15 protein-coding genes, 1 tRNA gene and 2 pseudogenes are annotated in these 19063 nt (G+C 49.1%); 14 read left to right on the top strand and 4 right to left on the bottom strand.

The features are described from left to right. Nucleotides 1–150 precede the first annotated feature (150 nt). Nucleotides 151–435 (bottom strand): YfcZ/YiiS family protein, encoded by a 285-nt coding sequence (locus tag ACMYSP_RS19570; RefSeq protein WP_123755288.1) that lies wholly within the window; start codon nt 433–435, stop codon nt 151–153. Nucleotides 436–807: 372 nt separating this feature from the next. Here ACMYSP_RS19570 and fadL point away from each other — a divergent pair, with 372 nt between their 5' ends. After that, complete coding sequence (gene fadL, locus ACMYSP_RS19565; protein WP_434583702.1) at nt 808–2130, top strand: long-chain fatty acid transporter FadL; 1323 nt, start codon at nt 808–810, stop codon at nt 2128–2130. A gap of 77 nt (nt 2131–2207) precedes the next feature. Here the strand turns inward: fadL and mlaA are convergent, their stop codons facing one another. Continuing rightward, nucleotides 2208–2969 (bottom strand): phospholipid-binding lipoprotein MlaA, encoded by a 762-nt coding sequence (gene mlaA / locus ACMYSP_RS19560; protein ID WP_434583700.1) that lies wholly within the window; start codon nt 2967–2969, stop codon nt 2208–2210. A gap of 265 nt (nt 2970–3234) precedes the next feature. On the opposite strand from mlaA, the gene ACMYSP_RS19555 reads away from it, so the two are divergent. The 3 genes from ACMYSP_RS19555 to ACMYSP_RS19545 all read left to right on the top strand — a co-directional run bounded on the left by ACMYSP_RS19555 (nt 3235) and on the right by ACMYSP_RS19545 (nt 5657). After that, nucleotides 3235–4140, top strand: coding sequence for a formate/nitrite transporter family protein (locus tag ACMYSP_RS19555; protein ID WP_434583698.1), 906 nt, complete (start codon nt 3235–3237; stop codon nt 4138–4140). 74 nt (nt 4141–4214) lie between these two features. Continuing rightward, a tRNA-Arg gene (locus tag ACMYSP_RS19550) sits at nt 4215–4289 on the top strand. A 177-nt stretch (nt 4290–4466) separates the two neighbouring features. Then, the gene (locus tag ACMYSP_RS19545; protein ID WP_434583696.1) at nt 4467–5657 is read left to right on the top strand and encodes a tyrosine-type recombinase/integrase; all 1191 of its coding nucleotides are present in this window, start codon (nt 4467–4469) and stop codon (nt 5655–5657) included. Nucleotides 5658–5752: 95 nt separating this feature from the next. On the opposite strand, the gene ACMYSP_RS19540 is transcribed toward ACMYSP_RS19545, so the two are convergent. Both ACMYSP_RS19540 and ACMYSP_RS19535 read right to left on the bottom strand, forming a co-directional pair. After that, nucleotides 5753–5935 carry a DeoR family transcriptional regulator gene (locus ACMYSP_RS19540; RefSeq protein ID WP_434583694.1) on the bottom strand — a complete coding sequence of 61 codons (183 nt, stop codon included), beginning with the start codon at nt 5933–5935 and terminating at the stop codon, nt 5753–5755. A gap of 114 nt (nt 5936–6049) precedes the next feature. Then, nucleotides 6050–6279 (bottom strand): annotated as a pseudogene (locus ACMYSP_RS19535) (IS3 family transposase); the annotation flags it as partial. Here ACMYSP_RS19535 and ACMYSP_RS19530 point away from each other — a divergent pair. The 10 genes and pseudogenes from ACMYSP_RS19530 to ACMYSP_RS19485 form a co-directional block, all read left to right on the top strand. After that, nucleotides 6276–6655, top strand: a pseudogene (locus tag ACMYSP_RS19530) (tyrosine-type recombinase/integrase); the annotation flags it as partial. The pseudogenes ACMYSP_RS19535 and ACMYSP_RS19530 sit on opposite strands and share 4 nt — an antisense overlap. Nucleotides 6656–8308: 1653 nt before the next feature. After that, nucleotides 8309–8698 (top strand): hypothetical protein, encoded by a 390-nt coding sequence (locus tag ACMYSP_RS19525; protein WP_434583692.1) that lies wholly within the window; start codon nt 8309–8311, stop codon nt 8696–8698. A gap of 741 nt (nt 8699–9439) precedes the next feature. Further along, a complete protein-coding gene (locus ACMYSP_RS19520; protein WP_434583690.1) occupies nt 9440–10963 on the top strand; it encodes a DUF1254 domain-containing protein in 1524 nt (507 codons plus the stop codon). Between the two features lie 29 nt (nt 10964–10992). Beyond that, complete coding sequence (locus tag ACMYSP_RS19515; RefSeq protein ID WP_434583688.1) at nt 10993–12462, top strand: DUF1254 domain-containing protein; 1470 nt, start codon at nt 10993–10995, stop codon at nt 12460–12462. Nucleotides 12463–12544: 82 nt separating this feature from the next. Further along, entirely contained in the window at nt 12545–13543 is a 999-nt protein-coding gene (locus tag ACMYSP_RS19510) for an AAA family ATPase (protein WP_434583686.1), read from the top strand. A gap of 5 nt (nt 13544–13548) precedes the next feature. Further along, nucleotides 13549–14484, top strand: coding sequence for a DUF58 domain-containing protein (locus ACMYSP_RS19505; protein ID WP_434583684.1), 936 nt, complete (start codon nt 13549–13551; stop codon nt 14482–14484). Then, entirely contained in the window at nt 14481–14951 is a 471-nt protein-coding gene (locus ACMYSP_RS19500) for a DUF4381 family protein (RefSeq protein WP_434583682.1), read from the top strand. The genes ACMYSP_RS19505 and ACMYSP_RS19500 overlap by 4 nt, the downstream gene beginning before the upstream one ends. Next, complete coding sequence (locus tag ACMYSP_RS19495; RefSeq protein WP_434583680.1) at nt 14941–15945, top strand: VWA domain-containing protein; 1005 nt, start codon at nt 14941–14943, stop codon at nt 15943–15945. The genes ACMYSP_RS19500 and ACMYSP_RS19495 overlap by 11 nt, the downstream gene beginning before the upstream one ends. Then, the gene (locus ACMYSP_RS19490; RefSeq protein WP_434583678.1) at nt 15938–17506 is read left to right on the top strand and encodes a VWA domain-containing protein; all 1569 of its coding nucleotides are present in this window, start codon (nt 15938–15940) and stop codon (nt 17504–17506) included. Before ACMYSP_RS19495 ends, ACMYSP_RS19490 begins: the two co-directional genes overlap by 8 nt. Then, nucleotides 17503–18828, top strand: a complete 1326-nt coding sequence (locus ACMYSP_RS19485; RefSeq protein WP_434583676.1) for a hypothetical protein — start codon at nt 17503–17505, stop codon at nt 18826–18828. The genes ACMYSP_RS19490 and ACMYSP_RS19485 overlap by 4 nt, the downstream gene beginning before the upstream one ends. Nucleotides 18829–19063 lie beyond the last annotated feature (235 nt).

Here is a 19063-nt window from a genome sequence, read left to right as displayed (position 1 = left end):
CCCCTGTTAACCGATAAAACCAAGTGGTCTGACCTGATAACAGTTTTAACTAATTTTTTACATTAAGCCAATCGGCGAAGAGAAAAAGTGGGAGCCAAAACACATTGAAAGGAGAAGTGAACGCCCCCGCTGACGAGGGCGTCGGGGGAATTAACGCAGGCCGAGCTGGAAAATCAGGGTTTCAGCTTCGCAGCTGAAGACAAAATCGATATCCATCTGTACGCCGCCTTCGACATCGGTAAATGTCGGGGTGATTTTGCACGGCTCAGATTCCACACCACGGGCTCTTTCAGTCAACGCAGCAAGCGTCTCGTCCGCTTCAGCGCGGTTGGCAAACACGCGGCTGTATGAGGCGGTGCAATCGGTGTTGTCCATAATGGTGCCAACATCCATACAGCAGCAAACCGGGGTTTCATCTGCACTAACTTTGCTCATCGTAGATTTCCTCTGTATATGCACTCAACGGTGCCAGACAATTAATATGCTTATTTTACGCCCGGCCGGGAGCCGCCTCCAGTCGTTAATGACAACAAAAGTCCTAAGTGACCGAAATCACACTTAAAAATGATCCAGAACAAGAAATGCCCGCTTTGCTTAATACCAGTGGGGGCAAATTTGCCGGCTGGATCGCTTTTTTCGCATCACAATTGAAAAATCTCATAAACAAACTTGCAACATCTCATCTGGTCAGACCTATACTCAGCGCACTGGTCTGATTTCTATGTCGTAAAGCAGACCCTACACTTCGCGCTTCTGTTACGGCATGTAACATAGTTTAAATAAAAATAACTCAATGAGGTTATGGGCATGAGCCAGAAAACCCGCTTTACCCAATCTGCCCTCGCAGTGGCTGTAGCACTTGTTTCAACACAGGCCTGGTCAGCAGGCTTTCAGTTAAACGAATTCTCTTCATCAGGCCTTGGTCGCGCCTATTCCGGTGAAGGTGCAATTGCTGACGATGCGGGCAATGCCAGCCGTAACCCAGCGTTGATTATGATGTTTGATCGCCCGACGATGTCTGCGGGTGCCGTGTTTGTCGATCCCAATGTGAATATTTCTGGCACCTCCCCGACGGGGAAAAGCCTGAATGCAGATAACATTGCGCCAACCGCGTGGGTACCAAACTTCCACTTTGTTTCACCAATTAACGATCAGTTTGGTTGGGGGGCGTCCATCACCTCTAACTACGGTCTGGCGACCGAGTATGCCGATGACTATGCTGCCGGCAGCATGGGTGGCAAAACGGACTTAACCACAGCCAACTTCAACCTGAGCGGCGCTTATCGCCTGAACAGCAACTGGAGCTTTGGCTTAGGGTTTGATGCGGTCTATGCGAAAGCCAAGATCGAACGCTATGCGGGCGATTTAGGGCAAATCGTTGCGGGCTCTGGCGCACTGCCGCCGCAGCTGGCAGGCCAGGTCGCGCAAATTCCTGCCGATACGCAAATTGCTCACCTCAACGGTAACGCCTGGGGCTTTGGCTGGAACGCCGGTATTCTGTATGAAATTGACAAGAATAACCGTTACGGCTTCACCTACCGTTCAGAAGTCAAAATCGACTTTGATGGTAACTACAAAAGCAGCTTACCGTCAGCGTACAACCAAATCCTCGGTAACTTCGGCCTTCCGGCGGGCACCAACGGTCAAACCACCGATGGTTCTCTGACCCTGAACCTGCCAGAAATGTGGGAGCTGTCCGGTTATAACCGCGTGGCGCCACAATGGGCTGTTCACTATAGCCTGACCTACACCAGCTGGAGCCAGTTCCAGGAGCTGAAAGCCACCGGCAGCAATGGCGAGACGCTGTTCTATAAAGATGAAAGCTTTAAAGACGCTTACCGCATCGCTCTGGGGACCACCTATTACTATGACGATAACTGGACCTTCCGTACCGGTATCGCCTTCGATGATAGCCCGGTTCCGGCAAGCACTCGTTCTATTTCCATCCCGGATCAGGATCGTCTGTGGCTGAGCGCGGGTACCACCTACGCCTTCAACAAAGATGCTTCCGTTGACGTAGGTGTGTCTTACATGCACGGTCAGCACGTCGAAATTAAAGAAGGTCCTTACACCTTCCGTTCAGAAGGTACCGCGTGGCTGTACGGCGCGAACTTTAACTACCGCTTCTGATAATCTGACGATATAAAAAAGGGTGAACATCATGTTCACCCTTTTTATTTTCTAGCGATTTAGATTCTCGCGATGACTTACTGCGAATCGATATCTTTCAGTTCATCCTGAATCGCCTGAGCATTCGGGTTATCGGCCGGTGTAAGTTTACCGCCGTTGGCGATAAAGTCATGACGCTGGAAGTACGCTTCACGCATCAGGATATACGGGTCGGAAGACTGGCGCAGCAGACCGTCAGAATCCAGCAGCTGAGCACGGGTTTCAATCCCTTCAACCGCCCACTTACCGATCGACATCGGCCAGGTCAGCCAGGAGAGTACCGGGTACAGGCCATCCGCCATATCCCCGCCTTCATCACGCAGCGTGAAGCTGCCATAGAACGGCAGTTGTACATAAGGGCCATAGCCCACGCCATAGTGACCCAGGGTGCTACCAAAACGGTGCGGTTCAACACGCTGAAGTTTCGGGTTAGCCATCCCGGCGACGTCGATCAGGCCACCCATCCCCAGAAGGGTGTTCAGGAAGAAACGGGTAAAATGCACCATTCCTTTATAGGGATCGCCCTGCAGGAAGTAGTTTGCCATCACCGCCGGCTCTTCCAGGTTACTGGTAAAGTTACTCAGCCCGTTTCGCGCTGGTTGCGGGACATAATCACGCCAGGCAACGGCAACCGGACGCAGCAGGTACGGGTCCATCACGTTGAAGTTGAAATCAAACATCGTGCGGTTAAACCCTTCAAGCGGGTCCGAACGCCCCTGTGGCCGATCGCCAGAGTTGGAACTGGCGCATCCCACCAGCAATGTGGCGCCAAGCGCGAGCGCCGACAGGCGATAATTCATAGGTGTCTCCCTGTTAATTTTGGCTATTGCTGCGGGTTCTCCGGGGACGGCATCCTCCTTGAAGATATCGCCCGAAGCAAATTGCATTCTGGTGCCTGCATTCAGCATAGCCTTTTTGGCATTATTGTTGCGACCCGATTCTATACATGTTTTGCAATATCCGTATTGCTAAACTTGCCATTACCCAAAAAATAGGAGGTTCTCCTGGGCCAGGCGACGGAAATATCTCTACGCTTATGAGAGAGACATCGCTGGAGGAAACTTTATGGCGTCAGAACCAACCCCTCACTCTCACCATAATAGCGAAGATATTGAGGTTGAGAGTGATGAAAAACAGGATGGCAAAGAGATAGAGGTCAATGAGAAACGCCTGCCTTCCCGCGCCATGGCCACCCATGAAGAGATCCGTCAGGAAGGGGAAAAAGAGCTGGAGCGTGATGCGCTGGCGCTGCTGTGGTCTGCGGTAGCGGCCGGTCTGTCGATGGGAGCATCGATGGTGGCGAAGGGGATCTTCCATGTTCATCTGAGTGACGTTCCCGGCGGCTTTTTGCTTGAGAGCCTCGGCTATACCTTCGGGTTTGTGATTGTCATCATGGCCCGCCAGCAGCTGTTTACCGAAAACACCGTCACAGCAGTACTCCCAATCATGCATAAGCCGACGCTCGGTAATTTTGGCCTGTTAATGCGTCTGTGGGGCATAGTGCTTGCCGGGAATTTGATCGGCACGGCCATTGCCGCGTGGGCCTTTAACATGATGCCGATATTTGACGATCCCACCCGCCAGGCATTTCAGGATATCAGTTTAAAGGTGATGGAAAATACGCCCATGGAGATGTTCGCCAATGCGATTATTTCCGGATGGCTGGTCGCCACCATGGTGTGGATGTTTCCCGCGGCCGGCGCGGCGAAAATCGTGGTGATCGTGCTGATGACCTGGCTGATCGCGCTGGCCGATACCACCCATATTGTGGTCGGCAGCGTCGAGATTTTTTATCTGATTTTCAACGACTCGCTGCCGTGGCAGGCGTTTATCTGGCCCTTCGCGCTGCCGACGCTGGCGGGCAACATTTGCGGGGGGACGTTTATTTTTGCCCTGCTGAGCCATGCGCAGATTCGCAACGACATGAGCAACGAGAAAAAAGCGCGTCTCAAGGATGAAAAACGCCCCTAAGTGGCGACACTTTAAGCAGTCAACCCATAGATGCTTAACGTACAAGGAAAAAAACGCTATACTCCCGCCGCTTCGTCCCCTTAGTTAAATGGATATAACGAGCCCCTCCTAAGGGCTAGTTGCAGGTTCGATTCCTGCAGGGGACACCATACACATCTCTCCTGACATCTACCAAATTCAATAAAACCCTCTTATAATCAGTGATAAACCCTCTATTCTCGTTATGCGACGTCAACTAATGTCTACCCATTTCAACGTGAATCAATAAACGCTTGGGGGCCTTAGTGGGGGCTTATCCTGTTCAATGAAAAATGAGGCCCCCAAAAATGACCTTAAATGCGCGTCAGGTCGAGACTGCAAAACCCAGAGACAAAGCCTATAAGCTCGCTGATGGCGGAGGGCTCTATCTCATGGTCAATACTAATGGTTCAAAGTACTGGCGCATGAAGTATCGATTTGCCGGCAAAGAGAAAAAGCTCTCATTCGGAACCTACCCGAACATCTCACTTGCGGAAGCTCGCACTAAACGAGATGGTGCAAAAAAGGTATTGGCGAATGATAAGGATCCAGGAGAGGTCAAAAAGGCCGCGCAGTTAGCCAAAAAACTCTCGGTTACCAACACATTTGAAGTAATAGCTCTCGAATGGTACGGTGCAAAAATATCTGGTTGGTCGAAGAGTTATGCTGATTACGTCAAGCGAGCTTTTAAAAACAATGTATTCCCCTATCTCGGCTCTCAGCCAGTGAATGAAATAAAACCACTGGAGCTTTTGTCCGTATTACAACGAATGGAAAAGCGGGGAGCACCTGAGCTCGCAAGCAAAGTACGCCAGCGTTGTAGTGAGGTTTTTCGCTACGCGATTGTTACAGGACGTGCTGATTACAACCCAGCAGCTGATCTTGGTAGCGCTTTGCAAGGCCATGAGAAACAGCACTATCCCTTTCTTACCGCCGCCGAACTGCCTGAGTTTTTGCAAAAGTTATCTAGCTACTCCGGAAGTCCTATTACACTTCTCGCAACCCGGTTGCTCATGCTGACAGGCTTGAGAACAGTAGAGTTACGTCTGGCTGAATGGAGTGAAATTGACTTCGATAATCGTATCTGGGAAATCCCCAAAACTAGAATGAAAATGAAACGTCCTCATGTTGTCCCGTTATCGGCTCAATCCTTGAGCGCTCTTCGTCAATTGGAAGAACTAACAGGAACCTACCAGCTTATTTTTGCAGGACGAAACGATGTTAACAAAGCGATGAGTGAAGCTAGCGTCAATATGGTTATAAAAAGGGTTGGCTACGATAAGAGAGCTACAGGGCATGGTTTTCGCCACACCATGAGTACCATTCTGCATGAGCAGGGGTTTAATACAGCCTGGATCGAGATGCAACTCGCTCATGTGGATAAAAACAGCATTCGCGGCACATACAACCATGCACAGGATCTGGATGGAAGACGAGAAATGATGCAGTGGTACGCTGATTATATTGACAAACTTCTCAGTTCATCGACAAACAGTTAGTGGTTGTTCCCCGCACCCGAAGGTGCGGGGAACGCCATTCTTTTATTTTTTGTTTGTTCTATAGCTTCTGGCATATTTACCGCACTGCATGGACTTTAGCGTGAAGCGATCCAGTGCTGCTTGCCATGTCGGAGCAAGTACAGGTAAGCAAGGTGCTCGGTCAGATCACGCCGTATTGTTTTTTCGCAAATGTTAAATTCGTCAGCAAGGCCCCTGACGGTCAGTGACTCCCCATTATTGAGGCGTGTTGACCCTGACTCCGAATATGCTCCAGTCATAATCAGGAATAACCGGCTTCATGTTGGTTGCATGTTCTGGCAACCGGCAGACTTTTCAGCAAATTCGGACGGGGTCATCCAGCCCAGCACAGAATGGGGACAACACTCGTTATGGTACACGCGCTTGTGATTAACATGAAGGCCTTCACGGCGCAGTAACTGCCAGATGCGCGGTAGCCAAAACGCCTGCGCTCCAGTGCCAGTTCAGTGATGCGCCCAGATAAATGCGCATCAGCCACCGGACGCTGAGCCTCGTAGCGGCAGGTCGACAGAGACAAACCTGTAAGCCTGCAGGCACGACGTTGCGACAGACCGGTCGCATCACACATAAACTTAACGGCTTCTCAAACAGCTCCACATCATCAGCGGGGAATATGAACTGATTTTCACCGACGACCACAATCCTAGGAAGCCTATGAGTGAAAATACAGTGAATAACGCACTGCGGCTGATGGGCTACGATACAAAAGTCGATGTCTGTGGCCACGGATTTAGAGCAATGGCCTGTATTTCATTGATTAAATCTGATCATGATCCAGGGATGCTGTTAAACGTCAGATGAGTCATCAGGAGCGTAATGGTGTCCGGGCTGCCTACATTCATAAAGCTGAGTTCTTAGACGAACGCAAATTGATGCTGCAGTGGAGGGCAGATTTTCTCGATGCGAATAGTGAAGATCCGGTATCACCTTTTGATTACGCCAGACAACAACGCCTATAATCCATTCTCCCGGAATTCCTGTCGGGGAATGTTTCCTTATTTTGTTTTTTCCCTGTATACCTTTATTCACTGAGGGGGTGATGCTTAGCTGATACCAGCCCCTGTGATGAAATATTTTACGTAAGTACAGGGGATTACCTATACTACCCAGGTTGAAGCTATTCACAGCAATTTACAATAAAATAAGACACGAAATAACGGGGTGTCACTATGAATTTTTTAACGAATGAAAAAATTAATGCATTGACAATAAAACGAATGATTTTTCATGTCGTTGGTGGAGAACTGGAGATCCCGGTACTGCTCAGTGAAATATCACCACCTGAGCACGTCGATTTTTTCTGGAACGGATTAAATCCGCATTAAGCGGTAACATGTTCCGGTTTACGGAGTTGTCCAATACCGAACGTATTCTGCGCCTCATCAGGAACAATGCCTATGAAGGCCCATCGAGGGTTCCTGAAAGCGACTGTCGCGCTGGCGAATAAACTGACGAGAATTATCCGGCGTGTTTTGGCCGATGATATTAATTTTAACATGCAGAAGACCATTGCGATAAATCAAATAAAAACACTAAGTTATAGAAATCATTTTTAACTGAGTTTGCACGCACTGATGAGATAACGGCTACAGTCCCTGTAACAGCCTGAAGTTGACCTGGGTAATCAAATACCGGTGTAGTGATTAGGAAACAGGGCTCGGATAACATCATGGCGCAGGTCATTGAACCTACTAACGACGTCGGATATATGGTCGCAAACCATATCGAACCAGTATTTGTATCACCCGGTGCGCTCATATATGGTCAACTAAAACTGGCCACTGTGTTAGAGTTTTTCCAGTATCGACTTTTCGATTCATTTGGCGGTAAACCTTACGGTTAAATGCAATGCTTCCGTCATTCATCCAGACACAGACCTGAAAGACCGATTTAGTCAAATCGGTACCGATGGCCTTTATCGCGTTCATGATGTAGTGCCTCTGAAAGAAGAACACTCAGCATAAGTGTGGCAGGACTTGAACTGAGAGATGGACGCCCATCACATCACTACAAAAGGCGTCTGGATATATAGGGGCAAATCCACTATATTCATCACATACACGCACTCTATCGAGCCTGGCCAGCAAACCTTTGTATGATAATAGGGCGTGTTCCTCGGCAACTCTGCAGCATTCAATTGCCGAAAAAAGGACCATTACTACCTTTTCTCATTAACAGCACTCACTTTTTCTTGTGTGCTGAGCGTGTTCTCTCCTGAACCAAGGATATCAGTTTATTTAAGTTGATATTTTTGACCTTTAGGTATTCAAGCTCCTCTCGCTTATTATAGGTTGATTCTGAACCAAGTGTAGATAGTGAAACATTTTTATCGGTCACAGGCTAATCTTTCTGTGCTTTCTGGCGAAAGCATCATCTCCATATTTCCTATATTTTTCAATCCCTGTGCATACTGTATTGAAAGCTGATACTTTATGTTTAACCGCAGCGTCTCGAGCGAAAAAGCCACCACCTACGACCTCCCTCACCACCATAAATTTGGCATCAGCAGAATGACGCCCTTCTTACCGCTAAGGGTTGCTGAAATGTATGTTGAGTATTACTCTAGTTAAACATATTTTATCATTAGCAATGATATAGGTGGAATTGTGATAGTGATAAGAGTTATTTTTGTTTGTATCTTACTTTCATTTTTGTCCCTAGGGTTTAATGGGTTGGTTGGGCAGGCTGGGTACCTTTTTCCGAAACCTGAAAACGGGAGTACGATGGTGATCACTTGCTATTTAACTTCTATGGGATTAGTGCTGCTCTCTGCATTTTTGTTCTTTCGAACCAAAAACGCTATAGCCATTAAGTTGATAATGACCCAGTTTGCAGCAGTTGCCATATGGAAGATATATAATCCAATTGATGGTGCCCTGGGAAGTGTTTACATCTTCAATGTAGGATTTTCTTCTCCTGGATTACTATTGCTATATCTGCTTTCATTGTTAAATGCAATGTTTGTTTTTTATGCTGTGAGTGTTGGTAAGAAGGTCATTTGATCTAAAGTGAATCGCAACGGGTTTAACAAACAGCCCAGAATCATTAAGATGGCTTAAAGAGAAATAGACTGTCCCCGGATAAAATCATCCAGCGCGGGAATGACATCCGGGGGCGTTTTATTCATGTCGTAGGGTGAGGCGTATTTGATGTTGTTACTTGTTCAGGTCACTGTCAGGCAAGTATTTATAACCGTTGAGCATCGCCTGTACGGATAATCCTTTCTCCGTGATTTCATACGCGTTGACTTTCCGGTTGAATCAGTTGCCTCCTTTTACTGTCGCGCCGACAGCCCCCTTATAGTCATTTATCGTGGATGCGTAGGCATCAGTGTAAGTACACCTTTTTTAGTTCCACACACTTTTGAGACATCCAAGTGGAATGATCTCTAAAATTGAATGGTCCGGTTTACCGAGATGCTTAAAATAATTCCATCATGATTTCGTTGTCCACTCATCAGACACTCAGAATCATCTTAATGTAAGTACAGAGTGTGATAATTCATTTATAAAAAATTGTATAGATCACCTCATAATACTGACGCTTCTACTACCTTTAAAGTAGCCTTACACCACCAAAGTAGTTATACAAAATTATTGTGTCAAGCACAAATATCTATACAAGCAAATTTTTATTTTATATTAATCATTCTTTAACATTACTTAACAAGCATTCGCATCTATACTTACGCAGGTATAACTATATAAATTCTTCCTTCAATGTATTGCTCAAGGAGCATTGAGATGACTACTGCATTCAGGCTTGCTGCGTGTACCGGAGCGCTTATCACCGCTCTTTTTTCTCAGTCAGTTTTGGCGGACAGGTTCCAGGAATTAGCCGATTTACCGATGGAGCACAATCGTCCGACAGTATCGACCACAAATACCCTGCTGGAAGAGCTCACTTTTCAGCGAGCAACACAGTCTTATCTCTGGGCACTCCCCTTACTGAACACAGCCGGAATGCGTGATGGTGCCGAAAAAGCGTTTGGTACCGGTTATAATGTGATGGCTATCTGGGGAAAACGACTGGATGCTAAAACAAAAATTACCACGCCAAACTCTGACCTCATTTACGCCATGGTTTTTGAAAACCTGGCTAAAACAGGGCCATTAGTATTTGAAGCCCCTCCAGGGTTACAGGGAATTTTGCTGGATTTCTGGCAGCGTCCAATGCCGGTTGATGGTATGGAGTTCCAGGGCGATATTGGTTTACCGGGCCCGGATGCGGGTAAAGGCGGCAAGATTTTAATCCTCCCACCGGGCTATGACAAAGAAGTCCCGAAAGGGTATTACGTTTATCGCTCTACCACGAACAATATCTTTCTTTTCCTCCGCGCATTCTACAAAGACCCTTCCGATACCTCGCCTGCGGTCAATCTGCTGAAACGTTCTGTTTTGTATCCATTAGGCCACCAGACCGATGCGAAGAAAATGGAGTTCCCGGAAGCTTCCGGACGTGAAGTCAACATGCTACCCCGCAGTGATTTTTCTGCCTTTGAACAGATAAAGCGCATCGTGGACGAAGAAGGGGCAAATTTGGCGGGGCCAGACTCTCTCGGCATGCTGGCCGGGCTTGGGATCGTGAAAGACAAGCCATTCACCCCATCGTCCCGTGACCATCACATTCTCGATAATGCCGCGAAAACAGGCTACAAAACCAGCCGTGCTATTGGCTTTAAAGACGGTATGAACGGCGTGGATTACCACGTGTATAAAGATCGTAAATGGCTGAACCCGGTTAACAACGTCTCCTCACACTGGCCTAATCAGCCCGCAGACCTCAGCTGGCTGGCAAAAGATGGCGGATATCGCGCACTCGACGCCCGGACCTGGTTCTTCACCGATTACTATTCTATCAGCCCTGGCATGACCACGATGACGGCGGGTAAAGGCGCTTATTACATGATTGCTTTTGATGACAAAGAAGGTAAAGCCCTGTCTGGTGATCGCTCTTATCGCTTACATCTACCAGCCAATATCCCGGCTAAACTGTTCTGGTCTGTCACGCTCTATGAAGCCGAAAATGCTTCCGGTCTGGCCAATGGTCAGCCATTCCCGTCCTTAGGTAAGCTTGATAAACCGGTCCAGAACGCTGATGGCAGCACCGATATTTATATCGGACCTAAGGCACCGGCAGGCAAAGAGAAAAACTGGCTGGCTACCGCACCTGAACGGGGCTTCTTCAGTATCTTACGTCTTTACCTGCCTGAGCAGGCTGCGATTGATGGCTCCTGGAAACCGGGTGATATTGAAGAAATCAAATAACACTTTCTGACCGCTTTAGGGACTAAAACATGAATATACGTAAAAAAATCCTCGCAGGTGTTATCAGTGCTTCCTGCCTGGCAATGTCAGTACAGGCACTGGCCGGTACTCAGGAGACTGTCGACACCCGTATTGGTCAACTGGAATTTGACGGGGGTTATCCGACCCCGACAACCATGGACCATCTGATGAATGAGATGGATTTCATGCGGGCGACACAGGCCTATATGTGGGGGATCCCCGCTGTTGGTCTTATCGAATGGAAGAATGCCCATAATAATGTATTCCACGCACCTGACGGGCAGATGGTGTCTTATCTGACCCAAAAACAGAAGCAAGGGATTCTGACGCCAAACTTCACCACCCCCTATATTGCCAGTTTTGCTGACTTGTCTAAAACGGGCCCCGTTGTGTTGACTCTGCCAAAGGGGCTGATGGCAGGGATGATTCTGGATATCCATCAGCGCGTCCTGGCAGATCTGGGTGTGGTGGGACCGGATGCAGGTAAAGGCGGGAAATACCTGATCCTGCCTCCGGGCTATGACAAACCGATACCGAAGGAGGGGTATTTTGTGGTGAAAGCCACCTCGAATAATGTCTTATTTGGTGTCCGTTTGCTGGACAAAGACAAAGCCGAGGCCATCAAACGACTGGTCCCGCAGATCACCTCCTCCTTGTATGACGAGGATAAAACAGGCACCACCTGGCATGTGAAAGCCGCATCAGAGGATGCGTGGAGCCAGACACCTCCTGAAGGGATGGCATACTGGAAAGCCATCAATCAGATAGTGCAGTCCGAAGTTGTCGATGAACGTGACCGCTTTATGCTTGAGCATCTGCGTTTCCTGGGTATCGAAAAAGGCAAACTATTTACACCGACAGAAGCACAGACAAAAATTCTGGAAGAAGGTGCAGTCGTCGGCCAGGCTATGGCGAAAGCCAACAACTATGGCAAACGTTTTGAGCCAGCTTTCTGGCCTGGCACGCACTGGAAGCATGCCATCACCGTCAGCCCGAGCCAGCGTACCAACAACTGGGATCAGTTTGATGAACGCGCCTCCTGGTTCTATGAGGCTGTCACCATTTCAAAAGCCATGCTGAGCCAGACACCTGGCGTGGGACAGCGGTATATTGTGACTTATCAGGACAAGGATGGTAACTGGCTGAATGGTGAGCATACCTACAAACTGCATGTACCGGCCAATGTCCCGGCGAAACAGTTCTGGTCCACCACTGTCTACGATGAAAAAGAACGCGAGTTGATCATTAATGATGAGAAATCACCGGATATCGGCTCCACCAAGCAGGGGCTGAAAACCAACGCCGATGGCTCTGTAGATATCTATTACGGGCCGAAGCCTGTGAAAGGATTTGAACAGAACTGGATCCAGACCAAACCCGGGGACGGCTGGTTTACTTACTTCCGCTTCTATGCCCCGACCGAAGCCTTCTTTGATAAGAGCTGGACACTGGGTGATATTGAGCGTGTCGACAAGTAACGTCTGATATCAGCCAAAGCCACTCTGCCTCAACAGGGTGGCTTTGTTGTTTTAACCGCGATATTCCGGAGCTGGTTACTTTATGAGCCCCCTTCAACATATTCTCGCTTTAGAAGCGAAAGTGTCGTCCTCCATCCTGGGCCAGGAGAGAGTCGTTCGTCGTATTATTCTGTGCCTGCTTTGTGATGCTAATTTATTGTTAGAGGGAATGCCTGGATTGGCTAAAACCCGCGCTATCCGCAGTCTGGCTCAGCATATGGATGCAACATTTCGACGGATCCAGTTTACACCCGATTTACTGCCGGCCGATATCACGGGTTCAGAAATCTATCTTCCTGACGGTGCTGATGCTGATAATGCTTTTCAGTTTCGTGCCGGACCAGTCTTCGGCAATCTGGTGTTAGTTGACGAAATCAACCGCGCGCCGGCTAAAGTCCAGTCTGCCCTGCTCGAGGCCATGGAAGAACGTCAGATCACCGTCTCCGGTAAAACATACCCACTCCCCCGCCTGTTTATGGCACTGGCTACACAAAACCCCGTTGAACAGGAAGGTACGTATAACCTGCCAGAAGCACAACTGGACCGCTTCCTGATGAAGGTCCTGGTAGATTACCCCTCACCGGAAGACGAAAAAGCCATTCTGGACCTGGTTCGTAGCGAACAGCAATCCCACTACTCTGATCAGAAAAGTAAAAAAAATGAGGGTACTGAAAATGAAAAACTCGATAAAACAGTGATATATCAGGCCTGGCAGGAAGTGTCTGCTATCCATGTCAGTGATTCGATAAAAGATTATATTGTCCGAATTGTTCATGTCAGCCGCTACCCGGCACAATTTGACGCTGAACTGGCAAAATGGATTATCAGTGGCGGCAGCCCACGGGCTTCTTTAGGACTGGAGCGGGCGTCCCGTGCACACGCCTGGCTAAACGGGCGTGATTATGTCGATCCGGGCGATGTTCGCGCAGTTGTACATGATGTTTTACGTCACCGGCTGGTACTTTCTTTTCAGGCCGCGACCAACGGTATCAGTATTGACGATGTTATCGACAAACTGACAGAAAATATTGTGGTGGGATAAGGCTGATGAACGGACAAAGCGGTGTGTATACCAGCATTGATGAGCTTCTTGCCTGTGAAGCACTGACCAGACAAATGAGGTTGAGTTTCTCCAGACTTGTGCATGGCCTTATACAAGGAAATCGGCCCTCCCGTATCAACGGACGTGGCGGTGCCTTTGACCAGGTTCGTCAGTACCAGCAAGGTGATGATGTACGGGATATCGACTGGAATGTAACTGCCCGTATGCGAGGTACGCCGTTTATTCGCGTTTTCAATGAAGAACGCGAACGCCCGATGATTATTATGGTTGATCAGACCAACGACATGTTTTTTGGCACCCGCCTGCAACTTAAATCGGTATTAGCGGTGCGTATCAGTGCATTGTTAATCTGGCTTACCTGGCACAGCAAACAACCCGTGGGGTTGATTATTGCCGAAGAGTCATACGTCCACCGCTTTCCTGCTCGCCATAATAAACCGCATCTGATCCAGCTTCTGGAGCAATTAGCCAGTGCAAATCAATCATTGTCCGCGCAAGCTAAAGTCACTCAGGCTGTCACACAGTTAACACTGGCCTTGCAGCACCTCCGCCATCAGATTTCCCGGAATGCGTTAGTGGTCATTATCAGCGACTTTCACCATTTTGATGCCCAGGCGTGGCACCTGATGGCCGAAATCAGTGCGAAAACACAGGTCATCGCACTCCCCGTTCATGACGGCATTATTCATGACTGGCCGACTGAAGGCGCGTTTCTGGCAACGTGGGGAGGTATTGAAGCTGAGTTACGTTTTTCATCCGCGCAACAGCGGCACACTATCCATCAAAAAACATGCGACCATTTTTCCTTTTTACAACAGCACTTTACCCAGTCAGGCGTGATGTCCTGCCCATTAACTACATGGCAAAGCGCTGAACGGCAATTGATGGCTGCGTTACAGGTCCAGGAGGGAATGACATGACTCAGCCAGCTACACTCAGCATACCCGCCACGGAAATGCCTGCTTTAGCGGAACTGGCTTTACCTGCCCCTGTAAGTTTGTTTCCTGACACTCTGGCCTGGCAACTAACCTTCCTCTTTATATTGATGTTACTCATGGCAATGGTATGGATAAAATACCGCCGCTATCAGCGTCAACTCTGGCGCAGGCAGGCACTGGCACTGGCGGAGATCGCACAGTCGTCCGCCAGTGCAGGATTATGGTTTACCGTCATCAAACGCGTCACGCTGGTGCATTACACGCCACAACAACTGGCACTGATGGATGACAAAGCACTCATCACACAACTTTCTGCACTGAGTAACGTGGAGCAACAAACACTGACAGAGCACCATTATCGTCGGGACGATCGGCTACCGGAAGCGGTGAACCATGCACTTGCGGGGGCGTTTGTTCAATGGCTGGAGGTATTACCTGATGCCAGATAGCCTGTTGTTGCTCATCAATAAGCTGTCGTTTCAGTGGCCCTGGTTATGGCTATTGCTGCCTGTCCCCCTGCTTTTTCGCTATTTGCCTGAACCCGTGGCGACGCACAATCATAGTGTAAGGGTCCCTGCTTTACCCCATTTTTTGAGTACAGAAGCCGCGCACTATCACGCGGCGACCCGGGGGCTACGCCGGCAACTGACAGTATGGGCTCTGATTTGGTGCGCTTTAGTGTGCGCCGCGACACGCCCTCAATGGCTGACGCTCCCGATACCCGAAGTGGTTTCCACCCGAGATCTGGTACTGGTGCTTGATGTTTCTGGCTCTATGGCGACACAGGATATGGTCAATAAGCAGGGGGCTGCTTTGACACGTATCGGTGCCATGCAGGATGCGGTGCGCCGTTTTATTAACGCGCGCAAGGATGACAATATCGGGTTAGTCGTCTTTGGCACCAAAGCGTATCCTTTTGCGCCATTGAGCCGTGACCACCAAATCCTTCTGGACCGGATAAACGACCTGCAACCCGCAATGGCAGGCCCCCAAACCAGTATTGGCGATGCGTTAGGCAGTACTATCAAGATGTACCAGAGTTTAGGGGATACGCCAGAGGGGAATGAGCGGATGGTGGTTCTGCTGACTGACGGTCAGGATACCTCATCCACCCTGCCGCCAGACGTCGCACTGCGACTGGCAAAAAAAGAACGTGTGATTATACATACCATTGCCCTTGCTGGTGGTAATGGCGAGAGTATTAATCTGGCGTTACTTAAAAAAATTGCGAATGAAACCGGTGGTACATTTCATCAGGTGGATGGCCGCACGCAGGTACTTCAGCAGGTTTACGACACCATTAACCGGTTAGCTGAGCGTAAAATAAAAAACCTGGGGTGGTCATACTCTCTCGCCCTCTATCCTTACCCACTGGCCGCGGCACTGTGTGGCCTATTCGTTCTGGCCGTTTTAATCTGGTCTGCACGGAGGAAAAATGGCTGATCTGCATTTTCTGCGTCCCTGGTGGCTCGTGGGTATTGTTGTTACCTTACTGTTGATGACAGCAGCCCACCGAAATAAAACGAGGCAATCTGGCTGGTATCGCGTTATTGCTCCGGAACTGGCTGATGCCTTAATAAGGCATCATCACGCCCGCTTTCTGTTGAGCAGTATCAATATTTGGGGGGTGATAACCATTATCGGCTTTGTGGCACTTGCCGGGCCGACCTGGCATAAACAACTGCCCGAAGGTCAACAGGACAAAAGTACCGTGATGGTCCTGTTAGCAAACGGCCCGTCAATGTATACCAGCGATGTCCCGCCTAACCGCAATCGTGCCGCGAAAGCGAAAATTACCGCGTTACGCCAGCAAATGCCCCAGTCGGCGTTTGGTGTTATTGTCTGGAGCGCCACTGCGCATCTGGTGATCCCGCCGACCCATAATGATCACTTTTTTGAGTTATTTTTGCCCGCTATCGAACCCGATATTATGCCTGCGTCATCCCGTGCAGGTTCAGGCCTGCGTCAGGCATTATCTCTGGCGCAGGAGACACTACAGCATACGGATACATCGACAAATCTGTTGATTATCAGCGATCAACTGTCAGAAACAGACAATGCCGCACTGCGGGATTTTTACCAACGCTTCCCGGCAATAGAAGTTCTGGTGGCCGGCACTGCACAGGGGGGAAACTGGCGCTTTGCGCCCGGCGACGTATCTGCGACGTCAGGCAACCAGGTTCCCATTGCCGCTTTTGATACGTTAAAACTGGCAGGCCTTCCTGTCATCAGCCTGACCGAAGATAATCAGGATCTGCATTGGGTAATGCGACATATTCAAAGCAACACCGTGCAGGCACAAAATGCAAACCCGCGCTGGCAATGGTCGGACTCCGGTTTCTGGCTGGTCTTACTGATGCTCCCTTTAGCATTTTTACTGTACCGCCACATAACGACCCTTACCGTACTATTGCCTTTTTTATTGTTAGCAACGAGCATGTGGGCGCCTGACGCCCGGGCCGACTGGCAGCATGTGTGGTGGACAGGGGATCAGATTGGGCAACGGGCAATGATGCAAAAGGATTATCATAGCGCCGCCCTGAATTTTACAGACAGTTATCGCAAGGGCCGAGCCTGGTATCTGGCAAAGAATTACGAGGAGGCCGCGGCGGCTTTTCGTCAGGTCGATAGCGCTGAGGGCTTATTTTATCTGGCTAACAGTCTGGCACAGCAGCAACAATACCAGGGCGCACTGTACTATTATCAACAGGCGTTGCGACGCAACCCCCAACTGACCGCAGCCAGAATAAATGCCGCCATCGTTCAGACCATGCTGGAGAAACGCAAAAAACAAGGCGGTGAGAAAGAAAAATCTGATGACAACACGAATTACAACGCCAGAGTGACGGACGTGCAGCAACCGAAAAACAATAATGATCCGGTGCGTGGTGCGAAAAAGATGAATGAGAATGAACTGAATAACTGGATGGCTGATGTGGATACCTCCCCTAAAGAAATGCTGAAATCGTTGTTTCTGTTACAGGCTCAGGGGAAGACACAGTGAACAGATTGGTGTGTTTTTTGCTTTTCTTCACGGTTATGTCTGGTCAGGCCGCAGATGGCCCTGAGGGCTGGGAAGCAAATCTCCGCTTAAGCCCAGTAGAAGATAGTAAAGCCAGCGCCCCCGATATGCTGGTCCCTAAACAGAGTCTGGTGATGACAGCCACCGTCTGGATGCCTGAAAAGATAAACTGGTTTCCGCAATTTCCCCAGTGGGATATGAAAGATGCCACCGTGATCCCCATGTTTATGTTGTCACCCTCCATCGAAAGGCCTCATGGTCATTTCAATCAACGTGGCGCCACACAAAATTATTTGCTGACGCCACTGGCGGAGGGCAATCTGTCATTATCTCCGACGGCAATAACCGTGTTTCCCGATCAGGATAATTCACCGGTTTTACCCCTGTCTCCGATTCACCTGAAGGTGGCGCTGCCCGCCGGAGCAAATGATATCGACCGTTTTTTCCCGGCGAGCTCAGTGCAGTTACGACAAAGCTGGTATCTGCTTAATGCTGACAATCAACGTGAAGCGCTGGACAGTCACGCCCTGAACCACCTCAGACTTCAGCATGGGCAATTGTTAGAGCGACGCATCTTGATTGAAGCGCATGGTCTTCGTGGTAGTCTGATCCCCGCATTGATTCCGCCCTCACAGGTCCTTCAGCATGAAGCTGAAAGTAACGACCTGACCAATTATGATGAGTTTATTGGTGGTATGCGCACCGAGCACTGGTATTACGGCCCCGATCCATCGGGACAAATAGCCACGGGTACGATTGCTACCCGCTGGTATGATACCGCACATAAAACCTTTAAAAACACATCACTATCCGGCCTCACTGTCAAAAGTGAGATAACCAAACCTGTCTCTGCCGCGTTGTCACTCACTGTTTGGGACAAACTCGTATTATTACCAGACTGGCTTTACCTCACCACTGGCTGCGCCATGATAATACTGGCTTTGATACTGATATACCGGCAGACTTTACTTCGCTTTCTGGTTACCATTATTAAGCGTGGCAAACGTGCCACCGCCCACAATGCGGCTCTACAGCGAGCTAAGGTGTGCTTTCTTATCGCTCTGTCAGGCCCGCAAAACCCACGGACTCAATGGGCTTACCAGCGCTGGTTATTCAGTGTGAAGACTGAACACCACGAACCTGAATGTAAACACATTCAGCAATGGTTTGCGGCTGCTTATCGGGAAAATGAGACACCATTTCCGTCTCGCTGGTGGATCATTCGCGATGTCTTTCAAGACCCACACAAAAAAACGACTAAAAAAGTCAGTCGATACGCAAAGACATTGCCTGAATTATTCTGAAGTAAGAAAAGAACGAGTGAATAAATAATTATTGTTATACCACTCGCCGTCTGAGGGGCATACGTGACAAGACCCCTCCGCGACACATCAGAACTGATAACTGTAATTCACGCGGTTGAAACAGGAATAGCCGTTACTGGCCACCCTTCGTGTGTGGTTCCGGAGGTACGCGATTCTCTGCTCAGAAATGGTATCCCACCGTATCGTACAAATGGAAGCCGACCTGAACCAGCTT

Origin of the sequence: Klebsiella sp. R390 (genome assembly GCF_051131745.1) — a bacterium.
In the GTDB taxonomy this organism is placed as follows: Bacteria; Pseudomonadota; Gammaproteobacteria; order Enterobacterales; family Enterobacteriaceae; genus Klebsiella.
The sequence above is the reverse complement of the archived record's forward strand: the minus strand, read 5'-3'. Positions and strand labels throughout refer to the sequence as shown.